Below are 22026 nucleotides of genomic sequence, written 5' to 3'. Positions count from 1 at the left end.
GTACAAAAAAATATACTATCGGTTTAATTGGAGGTTAATTCATGAGTACGGAAGTACAACATAAAGCAAAATCACCTTATGGTATTATCGCGATTCTGCTGGCGGGTGCATTTGTTTCATTACTGAATTCGACACTGCTCAATGTAGCGCTCCCATCCATGATGGAAGATCTGGATGTCGGTGCTTCTACGATACAATGGTTGGCGACGGGATATATGCTCGTGAATGGTATATTGATTCCGACTACCGCATTCTTAATTCAAAAATATTCTGTTCGCCATTTATTCATCGCCGCTATGCTGTTGTTTACGATCGGTACGATCGCATCCAGCATGGCTCACACGTTTCCGATCCTGCTGCTGGGCAGAATGATTCAAGCGTCTGGTTCTGCGATCATGATGCCGCTCTTGATGAACGTTCTGCTTGTCAGCTTTCCTGTTGAAAAACGGGGAGGTGCTATGGGAATTCTCGGTCTGGTCATGATTTTCGCTCCAGCCGTCGGACCGACGTTGTCCGGATGGATTGTGGAGCATTATCATTGGAGAACTTTGTTTTACATGATCATTCCAATTGCACTCTTAGTATTGATTTTTGCCTTTTTCAAGCTCAAGGACAAGAAAGATAAAAACAATATTACCATCGATGCGGTGTCGCTTATTTTATCCAGCCTAGGATTTGGCGGCATTCTCTACGGATTCAGTTCAGCCGGGGATAAAGGCTGGGACAGCCCGCATGTGTATTTGAGCTTAATCATCGGTTTTATCTCCTTGGCGCTGTTTATTTATCGTCAATTTAAGATGAAGACACCGATGCTTGATTTTAGAGTTTATAAATATTCGATGTTTTCTCTCGCATCCGGTATTGCGATTTTGCTGAACATGGCTCTGTTCTCGGCCATGATTCTTATGCCGATTTACCTGCAGCAATTGCGTGGCATATCGCCGATGGATTCTGGACTTCTGATGCTGCCAGGAGCGGTGATTATGGGTATCATGTCTCCGATTACCGGCAAGCTGTTTGATAAATATGGAGCGAAAGCATTGGCATTGACTGGCTTAAGCATCACGGTTGCTACAACTTACTTTTTCAGCATGCTTTCCTTTGACACGTCTTATCCTACGCTCCTGTTGATGTATTCGGTTCGGATGTTTGGGATGTCGATGGTGATGATGCCGGTCATGACGAACGGCTTGAACCAGCTGCCGGCTCGAATGAATCCGCACGGTACGGCGATGAACAGCACGATCTCTCAAGTGGCTGGCGCGATTGGTTCTGCGCTGCTCGTTACGGTCATGTCCACTCGAGCGAAAGCACACGGGGAACAGCTGATGCAACAAGAGCTCGGCAAGCTGACAGAGCAGCCTACGCCAGATATGCTGGAGCAGCTGCAAAACCAAGTGACGGGCCAAGCGACATTAAACGGAATCAATGATGCGTTCCTAGTCGCGGTCTTTATCGCGGCAGGCGCACTGCTGCTGGCTTTCTTTATCAAGCGTCCAAAACCGGCAGAACAGCAGCAGGGACATGGATTGCAACAATTGAAAGAGGAAACGAATTGATGTGAGAAGGCGCCTTTGCGGCGCCTTTTTTTGTGTACATAACAAGTCCGAAAGAATAAGAGATCTGGAACGTATGAATAATAAGAAAAGGACACATTGAAAAGTGACGGGAGGGAACGAGATGAGCCAACAGTCGGCACCATCGGCCAACATTCGTTTTTGCAGCACCGATATTGGCGGGCTTTGGAGTATATACCAGCAGGAAAGCATCAATATCTGTTTTTTGACTTTTTTTGTTCATCATGTGAAAGATGAAGAAATTACAATGATCGCGAAGGAGTCTTTAAAGCAAACCGAGAGTCGTTTGCTTCGGATGAAACAGTTTTTTGAAGAAGAGAGGTATCCGATCCCGGATGCGTTTTCTGTAAACAGCGATGTTCAATTGGACGCTCCGCCGCTCTTTCATGATCCCTTCGTGCTGAGCTATGTATATATGATGAATCGATTATCGATGATTAATTACGGCTTTATTGCTGCGAATGTCTCGCGATTAGATGTATTTGAGTTTTTTAAAGAATGCATTCAAACATCATCGGACATGTACGGGAAAGCATTGAAGCTGATGATGGAAAAGGGAGTTTATGACCGACCGCCGAAAATGAATTATCCCGCTCACAACGAGTATGTGCAGAAAAATAATTTTTTGGACGGCATATTTGGTGAAAATAGGAGGTTAAATGCCGTCGAGCTGACGGAGATCTTTTTCAATATTGAGCGTAATTATTTCTCCATTATTATCATGCTGGGATTTGCACAGGTGATCAAGGATAAGAAGCTTCGAGATTTTATCATCAGGGGTAAAAATATTAGCGAAAAGCAAATTGAAGTGTTCAATAAATTATTGATGGAGGAAGACCTGTTGGGCATGGTGACGGTAAGCATGGAGGTCACGGATTCCACGACCAGTCCCTTTTCGGAAAAGCTGGTTATGATGCTCATCCATACCTTGAATTCCGTCGACATTACTTTAATATCGCATGCTTTGTCTCTTTCAATGAGAACGGATTTGTTTGCGCATTATACCAAGTTCGCTGCAGAAGTTATGCAGTATGCGAAGGATACCTTTGATATTGTGGTGGAGCGGCAATGGCTGGAGCAGCCTCCGCTTGTAACGGATCGGCGACAATTGATTTACTCAAACCAATGAATGTAGAAGAGGGGCTGTCCCAAAAGCAATGTCGTACAGTCGTCGTTTAAACTTTCTTGGCTGTTCGGGTTCGTATCTGGTTCCGGTTGCTGCCTACTATGGATGCGTTAATTAATCATCAAAGGTTACCATCCACTTTCAAAGGCAAACGCTAACGCTCCTCCACCAGATACGAGACCCTTTGCTTAAGCTTCGACTTGTCCTTACGACATAAACTCGTAGGGGACGCCCCTTCTTGTTGGTTATTCTTGTTATTATGTTGGCTGTTCAATATCGGTTTGACCAATAATTCCGTAAAAACAGAGGCGGGTCAGATCTTCAGCTATGGGAAGCACTTTAGAATAAACTTCTTCTCTTCCCAAATAATCCTTGAACATTTGAAAATATAAAAGGATGGCTTCATTCGAGATGTTCGGATTAACGTACCCCATTTTTTTTCCTTCTTCAAAAAAATGGACCAGCCTTGGCAGTGCTTTATCTATATAAAACTTTTCAATATAGCTGTTACCGGCAGCATACTCTTTCATAAAATAGCGATAAAAGTCTTCATGAATTTGCGAAGCGTTTTCTTTTTTATTGAAAATCAACAGCTTGATTTTTTCCGGGTAGGAGAGATCGCTGTTTAAGACCTCATTCATTTCATTCCACACTTGATCCACGTAATACAGAACGACCTCATGAGCTAGTTGATTCTTGCTTTCGAAGTAATTATAAATCGTTACTTGTGAAACCTTCGCCTTCCCCGCAATTTCAGCGATAGATACTTTCTGTACGCCATATTCCATGAATAAAGCCAAAGCGGCTTCCAAAATATCTTTGCTTTTTTGTTCTCTGCGTTTTTGAAACCCGTCCAATATCATTCACCTCCAATATATTGTAATCATTTNATATCATTCACCTCCAATATATTGTAATCATTTTTTTGAAATATAACAATATAAATATTACAAAACTATTGTCATTCTGAATATTTATTTATATTATGAAATAAATGAATTAAAACATTTCATGAAATGGGGAAGACCGAACATGAATATATTAAAGACGGTCAATTTATCGAAAAGATTTGGAACATTTGAAGCGTTAAAGGGTGTGAACATGGAAGTGGGCCCAGGGGAGGTCTATGGTTTCATCGGGCCGAACGGAGCGGGAAAATCGACCACCATTCGGATACTGTTAGGCATGTTGAAGGCGACCGAAGGCGAAGCTGTAATTTTGGGGAAGGACGTTTGGAAGGATGCAGTCGAAATTCATAAGCGTCTCGCTTATGTTCCTGGCGATGTAAGCTTGTGGCCTAATCTTACCGGAGGAGAGGTCATTGATCTATTCTTAAAGCTAAGAGGAGATACCGGTCATCAAAGACGCAATGAGCTGATCGAGGTCTTTGATTTGGACCCGAGGAAGAAATGCAGAACATACTCTAAAGGAAATCGTCAGAAGGTTGCATTAATCGCTGCATTTGCTTCTGATGCCGATCTGTTTATTTTGGATGAACCAACTTCAGGGCTGGACCCCCTGATGGAGATGCAGTTTCAAAAATGCGTATTAAAAGCGAAAGAGGAAGGGAAAAGCGTTCTGCTTTCCAGTCATATTTTATCTGAGGTGGAAAAGCTGTGCGACAAGGTGGGGATCATTCGGGAAGGAAAAATCATTGAGAGCGGAACGCTTGCCCAGCTGAGACATCTAACGCGTACGCAGATGCTCGTGGAAACAAAGCGTCCTATCCCTCATTTAACAGAAATACGGGGTGTGCATGAAGTGCAGCAAGAACAACAGCTCTATACGTTTCAAGTGGATACAGATGCTCTGGAGCAGGTAATGAAAGAAATTGCACAATGCGGAATCTTACGAATGGAAAGTGCACCGCCTACGTTAGAGGACTTATTCATGCGTCATTACGATGGCAAGCAGGAATCTAAAGGAAGGGGGGCTTAATATGAACGAATTATTTCAAAAGGTTTGGATTCTTTATCGTTTTATATGGCGGCGAGACTGGCTTCGAATATTCGTATGGATTGCAGCGATTACCTTCTTCACAGTACTTATTGCCATCTCACTGAATGATTTATATCCGACGGATGCGGATAAAGCCGCAATTGCCGCAACAATGGAAAATCCGGCGATGACCGCGATGATTGGGAAAAGCGAAGGACTAGATCATTACACGACAGGAGCGATGGTATCCCATCAAATGCTGCTCTTTACCGCAATTGCGGTTGCGATTATGAATATATTGATCATCATTCGGCATACAAGAAACGATGAAGAGGAAGGCAGGCTTGAGCTGCTGCGCTCTCTCCCAACAGGCCGTCTGTCTCAACCAGGTGCCGCGATTTTTGTAGCCCTTACGGTCAATGTGCTGTTATCAATGATCGTAGGTTTAGCTTTATTTGCTTTAAATATCGAAAGCATCGATTTCAGCGGTTCCATGTTATATGGGACAGCATTAGGTGCGAGTGGTTTGCTGTTTGCAACTGCAGCTGCTTTCTTCGCGCAGCTTACCGAAAACAGCCGAGGTGCTTCGGGATATTCGTTTGCCGTCTTAATCGCGGCTTATTTGATCCGGGCAGCAGGGGATGTCGGCAGTGAATGGTTATCATGGCTTTCCCCTTTAGGTTGGGTAATGGCCACAAATGCTTACGTACACAACGATTGGATACCTGTCTTTTTGATGATCTTCACAGCCGCGGCGCTAACTGCACTTGCCTTCTATATGAATTCAATCCGTGATATCGGAGCGGGATTGCTTCCCTCCAAACCTGGAAAAGAGCATGCTTCTAAGTCATTACTCAGTCCGTTCGGTCTGGCCTTCCGACTTGGACGTACAGGCTTCATCGCCTGGGCGGTCGGAATGCTGGTCTTGGGCATGTCCTATGGTTCTGTTCTGGGTGATGTAGAGTCTTTTGCGAACGAGATTGAAATGTTGATTGATGCTCTGCCTCAAACCGATGGAGTTACACTGAGGGAGCAGTTCATTGCGATGATCCTATCGATTATGTCGATGATCTGTACGATACCTGCTTTAATGTCGCTGCTCAAATTGAAAGGGGAAGAAAAGAGGAATCGGACGGAGCATCTATTAAGCCGTGTAGTTTCAAGAGCGAAGCTGCTCGGCGGGTACAGTGCGATGGCTTGGTTGTCGAGTATTTGCATGCTCTTCTTGGCTGCCTTCGGTTTGTGGATTGCTGGAGAAGCTGCAGTGGATGGCGGAATTTCGTTTATAACGGTGATGAAAGGCGCCTTCGTTTATTTGCCTGCAATGTGGCTGATGATCGCTATCTCAGTTTGGCTTTTCGGGATGTTTCCGAAATATACAGGCTTCGTTTGGCTGTATTTAGGGTATTCCTTTTTCACCGTATATATGGGAGGCATGCTGCAGCTGCCGGAGTGGATTGGGAAGCTGTCACCCTTTGGAAATGTTCCGATGATTCCAGTGGAGGAGCTGAGCGCATCAGGATTCATCCTTCTCCTCGTATTGGTCGCACTTTTTATGGCAGCGGGAGTGAGCGGCTACAACCGCAGAGATGTTCATGGCTAAAACATAGAGGGACATGGAAATTTGGACTGCTCTTTGGATATAATGGGATTTAAGGATAAACCTAATCTTTTGAAATCTGTGATGTGAAGGAGCTGTTGAATCCGTGGCTTTGCGGCTAAATCCTTACCTTATGTTGGACGGAACGGTGAAAGAAGCGATTGCATTTTATGAGCAGGCATTGGATGCTAAGGTGATCCATATTCAGAAGTTCGGAGATATGCCGGCCGATCCGAAATTTCCAATGCCGGAAGAAGCGAAGGAACGGATTGCACATGCTTTATTAAAAGTGGGGGAGACGGATTTGATGCTCTCTGACACGTTTCCTGGCAATGCGGTTCGCATGGGTGACAATGTTTCGATCTGTATTACTACGAACGATCCTAGCCATTCGAGACAAATCTTTGAAGCGTTGGAGAAGGACGGGCATGTGAGGATGCCGCTTCAGGAAACGTTCTGGAGTCCTGCCTATGGGACCGTGACCGATAAATATGGGGTCACATTTCAAATCACTACAGAAACCAGCGACTGAAGAAAGACTTCGAAGGAAGCATACAATCAGAGATGAAAAAACAGGCGCCGGTTTGTTAAACGGCGCCTGTTTTGCTGCCCAAGTAAGGGCAATTTTACGGTTGTTAAATCACGGTTTATTCGTTCATTGCTTTGATTAGGTTATAGATGAGCTGTGCTGCATCTGCACGAGTGGCTGATGATTTCGGACCGAAACTTCCGTCTTCAGCCACAACCAGCACTTGCGCTAGGTTTAATGCGTCAACGGCTTCCTTCGCGTAATCGGAAATGTCTGCTGCATCTCTTAAAGCAGGCACTTCTTCTCCGCTTGGCTGCAAAGTATAGCCGCTGGTCACGATGGCGCGATACAGCAGGGCGGCCATATCTTCTCTTGTTAGTACGTCGCTTACACCGAATGTGCCGTCTGTCTTACCTTCGGCAATCCCCAGCTTTTCAGCAGCTGCAACCGCTTCGTAGTACCATGCGCCTTCTTTCACGTCTGTAAAGCTGCTGTCAGCGCTTGAATCCGCTGCATCTAGGAATTTCACCAGCATTTGAGCAAATTCAGCCTTCGTCAGACTTCCTTGCGGATCAAATTGACCTGAAGATTTTCCTACGACGATGCCTCTTGCAGCGATGGCGAGGATTGCATCACTTTCTAATATGCTGGAATTAAGATCATTGAAGCTGACCTTAGAATACAAAACAGTATATGAGCTGAAATGTTCTGGTTGAAATACGGCCATATTGGATGTAAACAAACTTTTACGTACAACTTCCAATTCGTCTCCAACATAATAGACGACAACTTGATTCGGGTTTTGTCCTTCTTGAAGCGTATATGGAAGTTTGATAGTGATTGGATAACCGGTCCACTCCACAATGTTGCCATCTACCAAAAGTGTGAAATCATATACGGCGTGATCTACTACGTGTGGTATCACAGACGCAGGAATATCCTCTGCCGAAGCAATTGCAATACCTATAGTAAGTTGTTGTGCATCGTTTTGAACGATTTCCTTTAGGAATTTCGTATCTAATTCCACAAACGAATCTAGCGTTTCGATAGTTATAGAGTGAAGGGCTTCCGTACCTAAGTTGCGAAGCCAATTTGTCGGCAGTTGTATATCGATTTTATTCAAATTATTTGCTGCGTTTACTTGGATTTTAATTTGACCATCCGAAGCATTGTTGAGAGCTTTCTCCAAGTTTCCTACAGTAACTTTTACGGATGCTGCTCCGTTGCCGCTATTTTTTGCCTCAACCAAGATGTTTGAACCATTCACGACCGTAGACGTTGTTGAGCCAGAGCTGGAGCCCGATGATGCACCATTACTGGAAACGACATCAACTTCGTAAATCGCACTGATTCTTCCATCGATGGATTGTACCCTTACTTCAGTTTGTCCCACATTATTAGCTGTAACACTAAAGGAGGTTTTGCCAGTCTGTTCGTTGTATACGACATTCGTAACTGTGGCTACATTACTGTCTGCAGCTGTTACTACAAGCTGCTTGAATGTCGCATTGCTAGGCTGGACAGATGCTGTAACGGTCTTCGTTTCCCCGATCACAAATCTGCCTGCTGGACTGTCAAGATGAATGCTTTCAGAGAACTTCTGATTTTCTACGTTCGAGAGAAGAGCCGTTAAATAAATGAGCGGAGAGTTGTAGTTCAAGGCTTGCTCGTTGCTCTCCCAGTCAACTGTTGCCTGATTATATGCTTTGGCAGGGAAGTTGAATTTCCCGTTGTTGTTCGGTCCTCCCGGCATATATCCGTTCGGCATTTCAACAATAAAATCTCTCATATAAATCTCATGGTGCGTAATATGGACCCGGTTTTCGCCATGACCCGTAATAAAGCTGAGCTGCAGCGGGTTGATACCAAGAAGATAATTCAAGTTGCCGGCTGCGACTTGGATCATTCGCTCATCGTATTGTTCTATCACGCGGCTGCCAATATCTAAGCTGACCGCAACGCTGGCAACATTGGAGTTCGCTCCCCAATAGAAGCCTTTATTGGTTGAATTGCGCCATACGGCTTGGTTGATGGCCGTATCGATGACCATATTTCTCCATTCGCTATATCTCGGCACGAACCATGCTTTGACTTCTTCGCTTGGTGCTGCTCCGCTTAAATAATGATAGAAACCGATCAGTTCCAAGCTGCCAATTCCATGAGAGAAATCGGTCGTCTCGAATTTCGATTCGAAGGCCTGGTAGTTCGCGACAACATAGTCGCTATACCTGGCTTCGCCCGTAGCTCTATACAGTACTGCGGCCGCATAGAAGCGGTCATTTAAATCGTCATTGTCATTGTAAGGTCCGTCAGGTTGAGCGATAAATTCCGGATGTGCTTCGAGGTAGTTCCAGCCTTTTACCGCAGATGCTAATAACGTGTCCGCATATTCCTCTAATCCCGGTACATCTTTGAATACGATATACGCATGCGCAAGAGCGCCTACGGTCGTAGCGGTTTGAGAAGTCGGGATCACGCTATCCGGTCCAGTCCCATCCATAATATAGCGGTTTGGCACCGGTTCACGAATGACATAAGCATAAAATCCGCCGGATTGTTCCTCCTGCATCTTCAAGAAGAAATCCGTCTCAAACTTAATTTCATCGAGCAGGTCTGGAATGCCATTGCCGCTCTCTGGAATGTTCAACTGACCATCCTCGAATTGGTTCGGATAGCTTTCATAAGCCCATAACAAGTCCGATACAGCCGTTGCGGCAGCGGTTACATATTTACCCGTATCACCCGCATCCCACCATCCGCCGGATACATCCTTCGTTACGTTTGGATCCGATTGAAGAGGGAGATTCGCGTCATCCTTATGCTTGCCGGTACGAGCGAAAGGTCCCGCATGCTCAGGAAGCAGATCTACATTGGCTCTTTGATAGTAAAAGAACTTTTGCACATCATTTAGCAGAGTATCATAAACATCCGGTCCGATTTCAAAAGGCACGGAAGGTTCTGCCACACCGTCTACGGTGATATAGTATTCACCGATGTCATTCAATGCGGAGAAATCGGCTTTGAATACTTTTTCGCCGGACAGCTCATCGTAGGCGGCAACCAGCGTCAAAGTACCGGAATAGGCGGTGCTGTTGTCGGAGGTTCTTTTTACTTGGAAAGGCGTACCGACATCAGCGGATAATTCATTATAATAACCGCTGACATGTGCATATTTTTCACCGTAGTTCAAATACCCAACCTGATTCACTTTGATGGGCGCATAGCTTCTTTCCTTATCTGGAGATGTCACCTTAATGTTCGTAATCCAGAAAGTGATCGGCGTGTCATTGCCCGCCATTTTGAACAGCTGAATTTTGCTTTCATCGAAAAGCGGTTCGCTGTCAAAAATATGTTTGAGCGGAATGGAAGCATGCTGCCATTCGGTGGTCACCTCAATGTAATCGCTCACATTCACAAGCGCACTGATATTCGTTTCTTCAGGAACGTCATCGTCCGTATAGAAGTCGCCGTTTTCGTCTAATCTTTCATGAACGACGTCTAGGAACCCGATATCGAATGTTTCTCCACCGACCTTACCGACAATGTCGAATTCCAAAGTCCCATTCTCGTAATAAGGGCTCAAATCGAACGACTGCCAGCCGTTGATGACGAGATGGTCTGCCCACCAGCCATTTGTTTCAACCTTGCGTGCATCCTGCTCCAAATACGTTTCTTGGGTCACGGTCGTTCCAAAACCCCATCCATTATCGGTAATTTGGATATCACGAAGCTTGTTCCAATGCTCACCCCCCGGTGGAAGGTATGGATTGGAATCTGAAGCAGCTGCCCCAACAGGTAGAGCAATCGTGAAAGCGATTGCAAAAATGAGAAAATACATTGCCGCTTTCCTTGCCAGATTCGTTCTTGATGTGTGCTGCACGTTTTGTATCCCCTTTCATAATTGAAGTACAAGGGAATATTAACAAATATTCGGAGGGGAAAATACATGGAAAATTATTGATTTTCTCATGTGAATATTTTAGAATTCATGGATGATTCATGAATATAGGGTCATCGCTCCTGCTAAAATCTTAGTCTGAAGCGATGTCCCTGTATTATTTTCTGCCAGGTTCGAGTTTCCAGCGCAGTCTTCTTTTGGCCTGTCTTGCGGCTTCAACTGTTTCTGGTGTATCTTCTCGCATCTTACGAAACAGCTTAGTGATCCCGTACGCTGCCCAAAACAATCCGACATAAATGAGGAAAATATAGAAATAGTTAACCCACTTGTATCTTTCGAACAATTCGAGAAACGACAGCAGCGGCTTAAAACCGAATCCAAAAATGACCGCAAGGCCTGTGGAATAGAGGAAATAGTTTTTATGGTGATTCACGGTCCATTGATACAGGAACATGATGGCGGCAGGAATAAAGGCTGCATCCAATGAAAAGCTGGACAAAAAAGGCATCAGCTGGTATGGATATGCCCGCAATCCATGACGGATTCCATACGTGTCGACATAGGCAAACAGCGCGTGGGAGGCAAATCCGAAAAAGGCGATATGAAATATCTGCTTCCGATCGATGTATAGATAGATGAGAATCAAAGGGACAACCAACATCCCTAAGATCACCCAGAACTGCCAGCTGTCGAAGCCGGAGTAGAGCTTCCAATATTGATATCCTTGGTCAGTCAGCTTCTCCTGTCCAGATACAAGCTTTTAAAAAAAATTGCCGCTGTTTTTGATCCATTATTTTAAACCGCTCCCTTCAAGCTGTATCATTATTTTCCCTATGCATTTTGTTTTTATCCAACCTGCGGGGTATGAAAATCTCAAGCGGCCATGCATGAAGACCATCATATACAGCCAAACTAATCCTATTCATTGTCTGCATAAGGACAGGAGGACACTGAATGGGCATCTTTATACGTAAGGCGAAAAAAAGCGCGAACATTCAAGTTCCTGAAAGTCCGATCCTGCAAGAAATGGCGGATAAAGTCATTGATACGCAGCTGAAGAATACGTTGGAGTTGTTTTCAAATGTATTTCAGCAGGATATGGATTTTTCAATCCGTACTTTTTATTTGTTCCGAAAGGTCCCCGCAGCTGCCGTTTTTATCAGCAGTATGGTGGATAAGGATCAGATCAACCAGGACATTCTGAAGCCGCTGCAAGAAAAATCGCAGCCGAGAACAAAGCCAGTATCGCTGACTCCTTGGCTTCTGGATGATGTATTGTATCATTACCAAGGGAACTAGAGGGGCAAGTATCCAAATTGCTGGACGGGCTGCTTCGAGGGAAAACCGTCATTGTGATCGAAGGAGAGGCTCAAGCGATATTACTTGATACATATAAGCCGGAAATTCGCGGCATCTCTCAGCCCGAGACAGAACGAGTTGTAAGGGGACCTCGGGACGGCTTCATTGAACAGATTCATACGAATATTTCGCTGCTTCGTCATAGGCTGCCGGTGCCGGAATTTCGTGCTGAGGCGATGGAGGTCGGAACGAGAACGAAGTCGAAAGTGGCGATCTGTTATGTGGATGGTATCGTCGATAAGGAACTGCTGAGCGAAGTGAAGAAGAGAATAGAACGCATCCAGATAGATCGTGTGTTGGATGCGGGATACATAGAACAATTCATTGAAGACAATCCTCGGTCACCTTTCCCGCAAGTGCAGAATACGGAAAGACCGGATAAGGTCGTAGGCAACATTTTAGAAGGCAGAATTGCGATCGTGGTGGACGGTACTCCTTTTACGCTGCTCGTACCGGCTGTGTTCAATCAGTTTTATCATACGAGCGAGGATTACAATGAACGATGGATGATTACTTCGGTGATTCGTCTTATCCGCTTCGTCGCGCTCATTTTTTCACTGACGTTCACTTCTTTGTATGTGACCGTCCTGTCTTTTCACCCAGAAATGATTCCCGCAAAGTTTATGGTTGCAGCGGCCAGCGGTCGGGCGGGGGTGCCATTTCCGGTTTTTATCGAAGTGCTTCTAATGGAAATCGCCATGGAGATTTTGCGGGAAGCAACGGTTCGAATGCCGCAGCAGGTGGGGGGAGCACTGTCTATCGTGGGTGTTTTGGTCGTGGGACAAGCCGCTGTACAGGCCGGTTTCGTGAGTCCGATTACAGTTGTCATCATTGCGATGTCGACCATTGGTTCATTTGCGACCCCATCTTATAATGCAGCTACGGCATTTCGAATGCTTCGCTTTCCGCTTATTGTTCTTTCCGGTTCGTTCGGTTTGCTCGGTCTAGCGACCGGTCTGATGCTGATCATCAATCATATGCTGAGCTTGCGTTCGTTCGGGATTCCTTATATGGCTCCGGTCACTCCGGGAAGTTTCAATGGGCTAAAGGATTCATTGATTCGTGCTCCGCTAGCCTGGATGAGAAGACGTCCTCCTCGACTTCACGCACCAGACGCCGTAAGGGTAAGCAGCAAAGGGATAGGAAGCAAGAACAAAAAGAAGATGGGAAAATCATCTGTTTTTCGGGGGAGAAAAGGAGGGGATTCCAATAAATAAACACAGCGAATCGATCTCAACCGTTCAAGTAGCCGTTATAACTACCAGCACGATGATAGGTATACCTGTACTTGCGCTTCCCCGTTTTGTCGCAGATCAAGCAGGATCCGGCGCACCGCTGGCAAGTGTGATCGGTGTAATGATTACATTTGCCGGACTGCTGGCTACGCTGTTATTGGGAAGACGTTTTCCAAGTGAAACGATCATCGGATATAATCAAATCATTTTAGGCAAATGGCTGGGGCGACTGATGAGCCTGCTTCTGGTCGTTTTTTTTGTCCTGCTGATGGGGTTGGAGATAAGGCAGTTTGCCGAAGTAGTTGCCGGGGCCCTCCTTCCGGATACGCCGATTCGAGTTTCCATTTTTATTATGATCTTTCTGTGTGTGGCTGCGGGATTCCAAAGCGTAGCTACGTTTGCATATATCCATTTTTTTTATTTTCCGCTCATTCTCATTCCGTTTTTCATTGTGATGATACCGGCATTTCGTGATATAACATCATATCATTTACTGCCGATCGCCGGGAGCGATTCTTCGCTTAGATCCATGCTGGGAGGAGGTTTAGTGACTGCACAAGCGGTTCTTAATTTTATCATTGTCGGCATGGTGATTCCTTTTATGAAAAAACCAAAGCACTGTGTGTCTGGAGGAATTTGGGGCTTCATTATCGGAAGTGCAATGGTCATCGGCCTTATCACCATGACGGTAGGGGTATTTGGGGAGCGCGAAATCGTCGAATTAATATGGCCGACATTGGTGCTCGGCCGGATGATTAAAGTTCCCTCTGAAGTACTAGCACGTGTAGATTCGATCCTGCTTATCTCTTGGATATATGCTGTGTTCACAACGACATTGTCCTATTACTTCATCGTTGTAAGGGGGGCGGGAGAATTGTTTCGTTTTCATCGATATCGGCTCATTTCGATCATTGGAGCACCGATTATTTTCACGATTGCAGTCATCCCGCGAAACATTATGCAGATGTACAATTATATTTTGGCGGTCACGCTATGGGGTCTTTTGATCTGTATTGTGCATCCAGTTTTTCTTCTTATTGTGGCGAAATTAACAGGCAAGAAGGAGGGGATGTCGTGAAGAGGATCTGTGTCCTCTGTATCCTATTATGGGTTTCTCTTCTTACGAGCGGCTGTTGGGATCGTTATGAGCTGGAGGAACGCGCGAATATTCTAGGTCTTGCGATTGATAAGGCCGATCAGAAAGACATGGAAATGGATCCTGAGACAACACATCTGAAAGGGCAGTTTCCGGAAAAGGATCAGAGCTACCTTAAAGTGACGGCCCAAATGGCGATTCCCGGAAAAATCAAGCTGGGTCCGGAAGGGGGCGGAGGGCAAGGCTCATCCCAAACGGCTTGGGTACTGGAAACGGTTGGATATACCTTAGGCGATGCAATGGCAAATTTTCAACAGCAGCTGGCAGAAAGGTTGTACTTAGGACATCTGCAAATTATTGTTGTTTCTGAAGACATTGCGAAGGAAGGCATTAGAGAAATCAATGAATTTTTAAGAAGAAATGAAGAAGTGAGACGTACGGCATGGATGGTCGTTAATGATAAGGATGCTTCAAAGGTGCTGAAAATTACTCCGCCGATCGAGACGGTACCTTCTTTATATTTATCTGATACGCTCGATAATGCGGTCCGCTTCGGAAAACTTCCTAGAAAGTACTTAGGTAAATTTTGGATTGATTTAAATGATGTCGGTATTGATGCAATATTGCCGTCAGTGAAAATCGTTGAAAATAACAGGATCCTCGTTGACGGGATCGCCTTTTTTAAGCAAGATAAGCTGGCAGGGATGATTAAACCGCTTGAAATCGGCGCGTATATGGCGATGAAGGAGAAAAACCCAGGAGGATACTCCGTTGCTGTTTCGGTGAAAGGCGAGGAAGGGGTATACTTAGTACAATCCGAGGAACGCCGTTCCAACATCACGGTAAGCGTGAATTACGGCAAGCCCAGCGCAACGATACAAGTGGAAATTGATGCGGTCATCGAAGAGGAGGTCAAGACCAATTCGATTAACCTGGAAAAAATCTCTGAAATTGAGAAAGAGGTCAAGTTGAAACTAGAGACACTTGGTGAAGGGTTGATTCGTAAGTGGCAGAAAGCCGGTTCAGACGTCTTAGGGATCGGCGCGTTAGTCCGCTCCCAATATAGCGGGTATTGGAATCGGGAAGTTGGCACGCATGAAGAATGGCTTCACATCTATAAAGATATGGAGATTGAAGTCATAGCGGGTTGCAACATTCGCAGAACGGGTATGAAATGGAAATAACGAAAAAAGCACCCACTTGGGTGCTTTTGGTATGTAAATGCCTTATCCTGTAAGAGGCAGCTTAAAGTTCATTTTTAACTCTAGCTATACCTAAAGCCAAATGATGCCAGAGAATGCTCTCCACAGTATCGCATTGATCCTTTTCACATTCAACGATTAAAATGACCTCCGAATTTTTGCCTCGTAAAAGTCGATGTTGTTTTTTTATAATTTTGTAGTACGCAAGATCAATCAGGAAGCCCAATAGAAAACCAGCTGCTGTCCCAATGAGTCCCCAGTAGATCGGTCCCCACTGCAGTTTAAAGCCAATACTTGCTCCAATCACCGCGAAAGCTGTTCCTAGTGCAGCGCCTGTATTGATTAATGATATCCCGTCTGCATTGTGAATCGAATCGAACATCCTTCTTTCCACCTTGCGATTGGTCAAAGGAACGGCAAAAATGTTTTCTTTTCGGATTTTGTTTTTTTCTAATGCGGTGATGGCCAATTCCAAGTTGGTTGTATGTTCGAAAGTGGAGAAAATTTGATGCAATATTATCTCACCACGTTTCCTTTATTAATTCGAAAATTGGGATTTTGGAATTTCTTTATCAGAAAGTTCTTTTGCTCGGCATCAAACAGCTTATTATTTTCAACCGTGTTCATGTAGGAATCATACACGGCAAAGCCCCACATGGAGGGCATGTAGAGCAGCCATTGCGGATCAAGAATCGCGGTCGATTGCTGTACTTCCCCAAGAAATAGAAGCTGCACAGCGATCAATGTCTTGGAAAAATACAAAAAAATGATGGTCCACACCATGGCAAAAAAGGCTGTTAAGATTCGATGGATATACAGTTGTCCCAATCCAGGCATGAATAAAGACCAAATGACCGACATGACCGGGTTACGCTTGTCTAAATAATTGATTTCAAGTGCGCCTATGGTAAAGGCATTAAACGGCGCGTCCTCTCTTTCCGCAAGCAAATAAACCTTGTTCATATCCACCGTCGTTCGGTAACTGTCCCAAATACCGAATAAATATACCGGAATGTACATTAACATCCACCTTGGATCCAGTATCTCTTTTGCAGAATCAATATTTCCGCAAAACGAATGCACCATCGCAAGATTAATCTTCGCTTGATAATTGACAATGACCTCCCAAATAAAAAGGACCAGCCCCCGAAGATATTTACTTAGCAATAGGTGGCCAAATCCCGGGAAAGCAGCAGACCACCATGCGATCGTATAGGGATTCCGTAAATGAAATTGGGTGGTGCCGGCCGTACTGACATGTGCTTTGTATCTTCGAAATTTATTTTCTAAGTTCCTATAGCTGTCCATGGTCATGTTCTCGCTTTATGTTGAGGAATCAGTTTCTTATAAACCACTTACGTTTTCACCAATTGCTTTCGATCGGGAGCGAGCGGTGTCTGCTCCAACCACTGGTTCCTAATCATGATTTTCGATCCTGCCTCAGCAAATATGCCGATTTCGGCTAATAAACGGCTGTACATCACATGGAGATCATGCCTCTGACTGCCGGACATGGCGGCACCGTAATTATTGATGCCGAGCGAATTGATCCCGCTAATATGAAACATCATCAGCTTATCGGAAAAAGGGGGCTCGGTTGAATCTGTTACATCGTGGTCCCATGACATGGGAGATGGAAGATCTTCAATTCTCAGTGTGCTGCTGAATACTTCCATATGCTTGGTGGCAATTTGTTTGCCTCGGTTGAAAAATTTGCGAACTTCTTCAGATCTTGCAACTTGTGCGAAGCCCATGATGAGTCCTTTCCCTAAAGCGTTCGTTTGCATGTTTGAATAAAGATGGGTGATTTCTAAAGCATTCAGCGGCCTGACATCGCGTGAGAATCCGGAAAAAAATGTTTTCGGCGATTCCACATATTCTGCCCCGTGCGAAACGGAAATATAGGGCGGTCTAATATAGATACCTTTCGATAAGGATACTTCGGCCACTTTATTGTAAAGTTCCGTTGTAGACATAATGCATTCGGATATGAAATCACGGACGTCGGATCTCGCGATATTGGGCAGAGCGATCGTATATAAGCTGAAGCCGCTTTTGGTCGTCTGATGAAGATAATTTAAAAAGAACGTGTCAGAATACAACCTGGGGGCGTTCAAGTTTACATCATTGTCATTGAAACCGAATGGAATGGGGAATTTTTCATGAAGAAAAATGCCTTTAATCATCTCAACATGTTTTTTGGACAGGGATAACGCATACTCAACCACCTTCTTAATTTCCTGATCCTCTCTGTGGAAATAGGCAAGAACCAGAGAAGACATGGAGTTGCCGAGATAGGCACCCCACAAGTTTGCGATTTCGGCTGAGGTCAGTCTGACATTCTGATCTGTTACATGTTTGTTCCTGCGCAAGAAGAACGACTCCTTATTTAACGATAGATATATATTTATATAATAAAATGCCTCTATTTCCGAATTTTCATCCTCCGTCAAGCAACGAAAAATGCTGCACTGTTTACGGAAGCCGTTTCATTCTTTGCAGTGCCTTTTGAACTTGATCTTCGTAATGGGCAAGAATGATGCCGCCTTTAGTATCATTCAGCAGCATCTCCCGATACTGGGGCCATTGTTTCCCGGATTTCTCTTCCAGCAGCAATTTGATCTGAAGCTCTTGTTGCCTATGACGGAAGGATTGGACATCCACGCCTAGCGGTGGCGTTAAGATCGTTCCGATGCCTTCATCAACGGGCATGGAAATGATTTGTTCGAAGATCGACCGATCTGTCTCGGTCACCCTTGGATCAATAACATGAAGCCCGAATACTTCTGGAGTATCCGGCGTGAAGAAACTCCAGATTTTGAGGAAATCCCCTTTTTGTTCAATATCCGAAAGAGCCGAAGGAATCCGTTCAATCGCCTTCCCCTGCCGGATATAATGGACTTGCTCCCGTCCATAATGCGTCAGCAGAAATCCTTCCTCCCCTGCCAGCCAATCGAGAATTTCGGCACTCTTCTTTAATTGTTCAGCCCCCGCATTCACAGAAAATACGAATGGAACATCCGGTATGACCACGGAACGTATCGGTTGATCCCCAAAAGGATGGAACGGCACCCATCGAGCACTGGGATCATAAGCTTTGCTTCGAGCCTGTATACTGTCCGGATTCGATTCAAACGCGAAATCCTTCGTATCACCCAGTACGATGCCTGCACGGCCTCGGATGGCGTTGTTCCACTTCTGCTTGTCATCATTGAGGAACCAATCGGGATCAACAAGTCGCTCCTGAAGCACGAATAAAATGTCTTGAATCACTTGTTCGATGCGAGGATCGGTTTGCATATCGATGAATTGCTTGCCTTCGAGCTTATAAGGGTAGACCAGACCGTTTTTGAAGTATTCCGGCCATTCCAAAGAGATGGAGGTTCCGTATCCGGCCGTAGTGAAGCCATACGTATCCGCCTTTTCGTTACCGTCTGGGTCTTCATATGTGAAAGCCCGAAGCACTTGAATATATTCCTCATACGTTGTGGGGATGTCGAGATTTAACCGATCCAGCCAGTCTTGCCGGATGTAGTAGGATCGATACGAATTCTTGTCGTATGGAACGGGCGCTCGAACAAACTGATTATGAAATTGATAGCTTTTGAGCTCCGCTTCGCTCATCCAATACTTGAAATAATTCGGCATCATGTCCTCATTTACGTAATATTTCATATCAGCTAAGACGTTATGGAGGGCATAATGCGCTGCACCGTCCTCTCCCATATGAAGCCACATATCCGGCGGGTCATTGGATGCGTGAAATGCAGCAAGCTTCGCGTCATAGGCTTCGCCAGGCTCCATGTAGATCATATTCAATTGAACGTCAAATCGCTTTTCGATCGTTTGGCGGACAAAATCTTCTTCGGGATCAGGTAAATAGGTACCGCTGGGACTGCTCACAAACCAGTTCAATTCCATTTTTTGTTCCGCTTCCACTGCCGTGCTGCCTATGTCCGTGACCGCCCTCATTTTGAACGATTGGAAGTAGACGAAGGAGATGAATACGACGAAGACGGTCAATGATGTGAACACTAAATTGGTTTTTCCAGATAGAAGCTTCATCTTCATGCCTCCTGCGAATTGAAATCTATTGAAACCGACGGGGACGGAGATCTTGTATTCCTATTATATTCCCGCCGATTTTGAATATTAAATAATTATAGAGAAATAATGACGGGCCCTATTGATAGATTGAACTCTACTAACGGAGGATTCTATAATGCGGAATCATTGGTTTAATCGACTGTTTTTCTCTTATTTCCCCGTACTGTTCGTTGTCAGCCTAAGTCTTCTGTTCGTTACCTATTTAACAGTAACGGAAATGTCCAGGCGCGCCGCGATGGAAGCCAGCCAGGTACTTTCAGAACATATCGTCAAATCGGTTGACAATCTTCTTCAAGGGATTGATTCCGCAGCGACTGCTGAAATATTGGAGAACGATGCGATTCAGCGATTTTTTCAATCGAATGACACGGATCGGCGTGGCATGGAGGAATATCAAGCGGCTCGGGCACTAAAGGACATTCAAGATCGTCATCCTCAGATCTCCTCGATTTATTTATACCGAACGACCGGCAACCAAGTATTAACCACGACATCGCTTCTTCATCTTGAAGATTTCGGAGATAAACAGTTTGTCGGCAGACAAGTAACCAGTCAAGTGCCGTTTCGGTGGACGTCCAAAAGAACATATCAGGTCTGGCCAGACGAGGAAGGTACTGAAGTGATCAGCCTCGTGAAGTTTACACATTTGGCGGATCGAAGTTTAATGGTGATCAATGTCCGAGTCGAAACGTTACATACCTTGATTCGCAGCGTTTCAGACACACGATTGAATTACGTAGAGCTGGTAGATGAGAGCGGGTATCGAATTGCGTCCAAGGATTCCCAAGAGGTTCAGGAGGACATGTCCAAAGGAAGAGAATGGTCCCGGGCCAGTTCCACATATACAGGATGGTCGATCCGCACCGGTACCTATGATCAAAGCATCGTAGAATGGGTCACTTCATTATTTTATGTATGGATTTCCGCGGGTTGTCTGATTATTGTTTCTGGCTTGATCTGGCTCATTTACATTTCGAAATATCATTATTTTCCGATACATTTTATGAAGAAACGATTAACGGATTACGCGGATAAGACGGAACATCGAAGCCTGCCGCAAGAGAAGCGCAGTGAACTGCACTTTATCGCTGAAGCGGTACATCATATTCTGGATCAATCCAATGATTTGATAGAAAAAAATAAAGAAAATACCCATTATCGAAAACGACAGGCATTTCTCAGCATCATTGAACAGGCGAATGAGGAAAAGGCTTGGAAATGGGAGAACGAGCTGGCGGAGATCGGGATACGCAACGATTTTCATATGTTGACGGTTGTGATTATTGAACTGGACAAGGTGTCACATAACGATCGTTATAATCTTCGAGATTTACAGCTGTTAAAGTACGCCATTCGTGCCGCTCAGCAAGAGCTGGTAGATGAAGATAACGTTCAAGTATGGACTGAAGATATGGATCGAAACAGACTTTGTTCCATTTATTTTGTGCGAGGTTCAGGTGATACGGCAGAGCTAACGGCCTTGTTATGCGGCCAATTATGTCAATGGGTAGAACGTCATCTTCCGATGACGATTACAATCGGGATGGGGACATTTGAAGAGAGTGTCAGGGGTGCGGGGCACTCTTACCGGACAGCACTTGAACTGCTGGAATATAAATTTATGCTTGGTCCGAATCGATTGATCCGAACGGGTGATGCGAACTCTATGCCGCGCGGCGAATCATTCTTACTTGTGCCGTTCGTTCGTGACATCAGCAGCCATTATCGTGTAGGTAACTTCGAATGGGAAACCGTATTTGACGAGCTTCGGGATACGATGCGCTGCCGTTTATTTTCCAGATTGGAAATAACGAATATGCTTTATTACCTTATACACTCTTTGCATCAGGAAATCTCGGAGCTGCCCCATGAATTTGGAGAGCTCTGGAAAGATAGCTGCGAGTCTGCGCTTTATGATACGTTGGAACGTTCGGAAACGATGGAAGAGGTGATGAGTGCATTTAGAGAAATACTGATGGAATGTGCTCTAACTATGCAGGCCATGAGGGAGAGTAAGAGCAACCATCGGCAGGTTCAGGAAATTCAGCAGTTTATTTTAGAGCATTATGCGAAGCCGGAATTGTCACTCGCCTATATCAGCAGCGAGTTTGGCTGGAATGCCAGCCATTTAAGCATTCGCTTTAAAGAAGCTTTCGGGGTCAAGTTCATCGACTACGTCACCCAAATTAGGGTAGAGCGAGCAAAAGCACTGCTGCTGGAAAAAGAAAGCTGTACGAATCAGGAGATTGCCGAAGCGGTGGGGTACACGAATGTCATGACCTTTATGCGGGTGTTCAAAAAGGTTGCCGGATGTACGCCCGGTCAATACCGCAGCCAGCTAAAAAAATGATGACCTCAC

17 protein-coding genes are annotated in these 22026 nt (G+C 45.0%); 10 read left to right on the top strand and 7 right to left on the bottom strand.

Features of this window, described 5'->3' with window-relative positions; translation table 11 throughout:
* Nucleotides 1–41 precede the first annotated feature (41 nt).
* Together ACFPXP_RS06190 and ACFPXP_RS06185 are read left to right on the top strand one after the other, a co-directional pair.
* The gene (locus tag ACFPXP_RS06190) at nucleotides 42–1559 is read left to right on the top strand and encodes a DHA2 family efflux MFS transporter permease subunit (protein WP_379893338.1); all 1518 of its coding nucleotides are present in this window, start codon (nucleotides 42–44) and stop codon (nucleotides 1557–1559) included.
* A gap of 121 nt (nucleotides 1560–1680) precedes the next feature.
* A complete protein-coding gene (locus tag ACFPXP_RS06185; RefSeq protein ID WP_379893337.1) occupies nucleotides 1681–2706 on the top strand; it encodes a DUF3231 family protein in 1026 nt (341 codons plus the stop codon).
* A gap of 254 nt (nucleotides 2707–2960) precedes the next feature.
* Here ACFPXP_RS06185 and ACFPXP_RS06180 read toward each other — a convergent pair whose 3' ends face one another.
* Nucleotides 2961–3566 (bottom strand): TetR/AcrR family transcriptional regulator, encoded by a 606-nt coding sequence (locus tag ACFPXP_RS06180; RefSeq protein WP_379893336.1) that lies wholly within the window; start codon nucleotides 3564–3566, stop codon nucleotides 2961–2963.
* 169 nt (nucleotides 3567–3735) lie between these two features.
* Between ACFPXP_RS06180 and ACFPXP_RS06175 the strand changes: the two genes are divergently transcribed.
* From ACFPXP_RS06175 to ACFPXP_RS06165, 3 genes are all read left to right on the top strand, one after another.
* Complete coding sequence (locus tag ACFPXP_RS06175) at nucleotides 3736–4641, top strand: ABC transporter ATP-binding protein (RefSeq protein ID WP_379893335.1); 906 nt, start codon at nucleotides 3736–3738, stop codon at nucleotides 4639–4641.
* A gap of 1 nt (nucleotide 4642) precedes the next feature.
* On the top strand, nucleotides 4643–6244 hold the full coding sequence (locus ACFPXP_RS06170) for an ABC transporter permease (RefSeq protein ID WP_379893334.1): 1602 nt from the start codon (nucleotides 4643–4645) through the stop codon (nucleotides 6242–6244).
* A 103-nt stretch (nucleotides 6245–6347) separates the two neighbouring features.
* The gene (locus ACFPXP_RS06165) at nucleotides 6348–6773 is read left to right on the top strand and encodes a VOC family protein (protein ID WP_379893333.1); all 426 of its coding nucleotides are present in this window, start codon (nucleotides 6348–6350) and stop codon (nucleotides 6771–6773) included.
* A 115-nt stretch (nucleotides 6774–6888) separates the two neighbouring features.
* On the opposite strand, the gene ACFPXP_RS06160 is transcribed toward ACFPXP_RS06165, so the two are convergent.
* Both ACFPXP_RS06160 and ACFPXP_RS06155 read right to left on the bottom strand, forming a co-directional pair.
* Nucleotides 6889–10650 (bottom strand): glycoside hydrolase family 9 protein, encoded by a 3762-nt coding sequence (locus ACFPXP_RS06160; RefSeq protein ID WP_379893331.1) that lies wholly within the window; start codon nucleotides 10648–10650, stop codon nucleotides 6889–6891.
* A gap of 175 nt (nucleotides 10651–10825) precedes the next feature.
* Nucleotides 10826–11329 (bottom strand): hypothetical protein, encoded by a 504-nt coding sequence (locus ACFPXP_RS06155; RefSeq protein WP_379893329.1) that lies wholly within the window; start codon nucleotides 11327–11329, stop codon nucleotides 10826–10828.
* A 293-nt stretch (nucleotides 11330–11622) separates the two neighbouring features.
* Between ACFPXP_RS06155 and ACFPXP_RS06150 the strand changes: the two genes are divergently transcribed.
* Genes ACFPXP_RS06150 through ACFPXP_RS06135 form a run of 4 tightly spaced genes read left to right on the top strand, consistent with a single transcriptional unit; the run spans nucleotide 11623 to nucleotide 15542 of the window.
* Nucleotides 11623–11967, top strand: coding sequence for a hypothetical protein (locus ACFPXP_RS06150; protein WP_379893327.1), 345 nt, complete (start codon nucleotides 11623–11625; stop codon nucleotides 11965–11967).
* A gap of 17 nt (nucleotides 11968–11984) precedes the next feature.
* The gene (locus tag ACFPXP_RS06145; protein WP_379893326.1) at nucleotides 11985–13244 is read left to right on the top strand and encodes a spore germination protein; all 1260 of its coding nucleotides are present in this window, start codon (nucleotides 11985–11987) and stop codon (nucleotides 13242–13244) included.
* Nucleotides 13204–14340, top strand: coding sequence for a GerAB/ArcD/ProY family transporter (locus ACFPXP_RS06140; protein WP_379893464.1), 1137 nt, complete (start codon nucleotides 13204–13206; stop codon nucleotides 14338–14340). The genes ACFPXP_RS06145 and ACFPXP_RS06140 overlap by 41 nt, the downstream gene beginning before the upstream one ends.
* Nucleotides 14337–15542, top strand: coding sequence for a Ger(x)C family spore germination protein (locus ACFPXP_RS06135; protein WP_379893324.1), 1206 nt, complete (start codon nucleotides 14337–14339; stop codon nucleotides 15540–15542). Before ACFPXP_RS06140 ends, ACFPXP_RS06135 begins: the two co-directional genes overlap by 4 nt.
* A 61-nt stretch (nucleotides 15543–15603) precedes the next feature.
* On the opposite strand, the gene ACFPXP_RS06130 is transcribed toward ACFPXP_RS06135, so the two are convergent.
* The 4 genes from ACFPXP_RS06130 to ACFPXP_RS06115 form a co-directional block, all read right to left on the bottom strand.
* Entirely contained in the window at nucleotides 15604–15942 is a 339-nt protein-coding gene (locus tag ACFPXP_RS06130) for a hypothetical protein (RefSeq protein WP_379893322.1), read from the bottom strand.
* A 134-nt stretch (nucleotides 15943–16076) separates the two neighbouring features.
* Nucleotides 16077–16868: a hypothetical protein gene (locus ACFPXP_RS06125; RefSeq protein WP_379893320.1), complete on the bottom strand. Its 792-nt coding sequence runs from the start codon at nucleotides 16866–16868 to the stop codon at nucleotides 16077–16079.
* Nucleotides 16869–16915: 47 nt separating this feature from the next.
* Nucleotides 16916–17932 carry a DUF3231 family protein gene (locus tag ACFPXP_RS06120; protein WP_379893318.1) on the bottom strand — a complete coding sequence of 339 codons (1017 nt, stop codon included), beginning with the start codon at nucleotides 17930–17932 and terminating at the stop codon, nucleotides 16916–16918.
* A 103-nt stretch (nucleotides 17933–18035) separates the two neighbouring features.
* A complete protein-coding gene (locus ACFPXP_RS06115) occupies nucleotides 18036–19625 on the bottom strand; it encodes a hypothetical protein (RefSeq protein ID WP_379893316.1) in 1590 nt (529 codons plus the stop codon).
* 157 nt (nucleotides 19626–19782) lie between these two features.
* Between ACFPXP_RS06115 and ACFPXP_RS06110 the strand changes: the two genes are divergently transcribed.
* Complete coding sequence (locus ACFPXP_RS06110) at nucleotides 19783–22017, top strand: AraC family transcriptional regulator (RefSeq protein WP_379893314.1); 2235 nt, start codon at nucleotides 19783–19785, stop codon at nucleotides 22015–22017.
* Nucleotides 22018–22026: the final 9 nt, after the last annotated feature.

This window comes from Marinicrinis lubricantis (assembly GCF_042658665.1).
Classification (GTDB): Bacteria; Bacillota; Bacilli; order Paenibacillales; family KCTC-33676; genus Marinicrinis; species Marinicrinis lubricantis.
Note: the sequence above shows the minus strand (reverse complement) of the source record. Positions and strands in the feature narration are given on the sequence as shown.

Coding starts and splice junctions, on each gene's coding strand:
- ACFPXP_RS06185 (WP_379893337.1), top strand. CDS start 1,681: ATGAGCCAACAGTCGGCACCATCGGCCAACATTCGTTTTTGCAGCACC.
- ACFPXP_RS06170 (WP_379893334.1), top strand. CDS start 4,643: ATGAACGAATTATTTCAAAAGGTTTGGATTCTTTATCGTTTTATATGG.
- ACFPXP_RS06115 (WP_379893316.1), bottom strand. CDS start 19,625: ATGAAGCTTCTATCTGGAAAAACCAATTTAGTGTTCACATCATTGACC.
- ACFPXP_RS06150 (WP_379893327.1), top strand. CDS start 11,623: ATGGGCATCTTTATACGTAAGGCGAAAAAAAGCGCGAACATTCAAGTT.
- ACFPXP_RS06155 (WP_379893329.1), bottom strand. CDS start 11,329: ATGTTGGTTGTCCCTTTGATTCTCATCTATCTATACATCGATCGGAAG.
- ACFPXP_RS06190 (WP_379893338.1), top strand. CDS start 42: ATGAGTACGGAAGTACAACATAAAGCAAAATCACCTTATGGTATTATC.
- ACFPXP_RS06175 (WP_379893335.1), top strand. CDS start 3,736: ATGAATATATTAAAGACGGTCAATTTATCGAAAAGATTTGGAACATTT.
- ACFPXP_RS06180 (WP_379893336.1), bottom strand. CDS start 3,566: ATGATATTGGACGGGTTTCAAAAACGCAGAGAACAAAAAAGCAAAGAT.
- ACFPXP_RS06110 (WP_379893314.1), top strand. CDS start 19,783: ATGCGGAATCATTGGTTTAATCGACTGTTTTTCTCTTATTTCCCCGTA.
- ACFPXP_RS06130 (WP_379893322.1), bottom strand. CDS start 15,942: ATGTTCGATTCGATTCACAATGCAGACGGGATATCATTAATCAATACA.
- ACFPXP_RS06125 (WP_379893320.1), bottom strand. CDS start 16,868: ATGGACAGCTATAGGAACTTAGAAAATAAATTTCGAAGATACAAAGCA.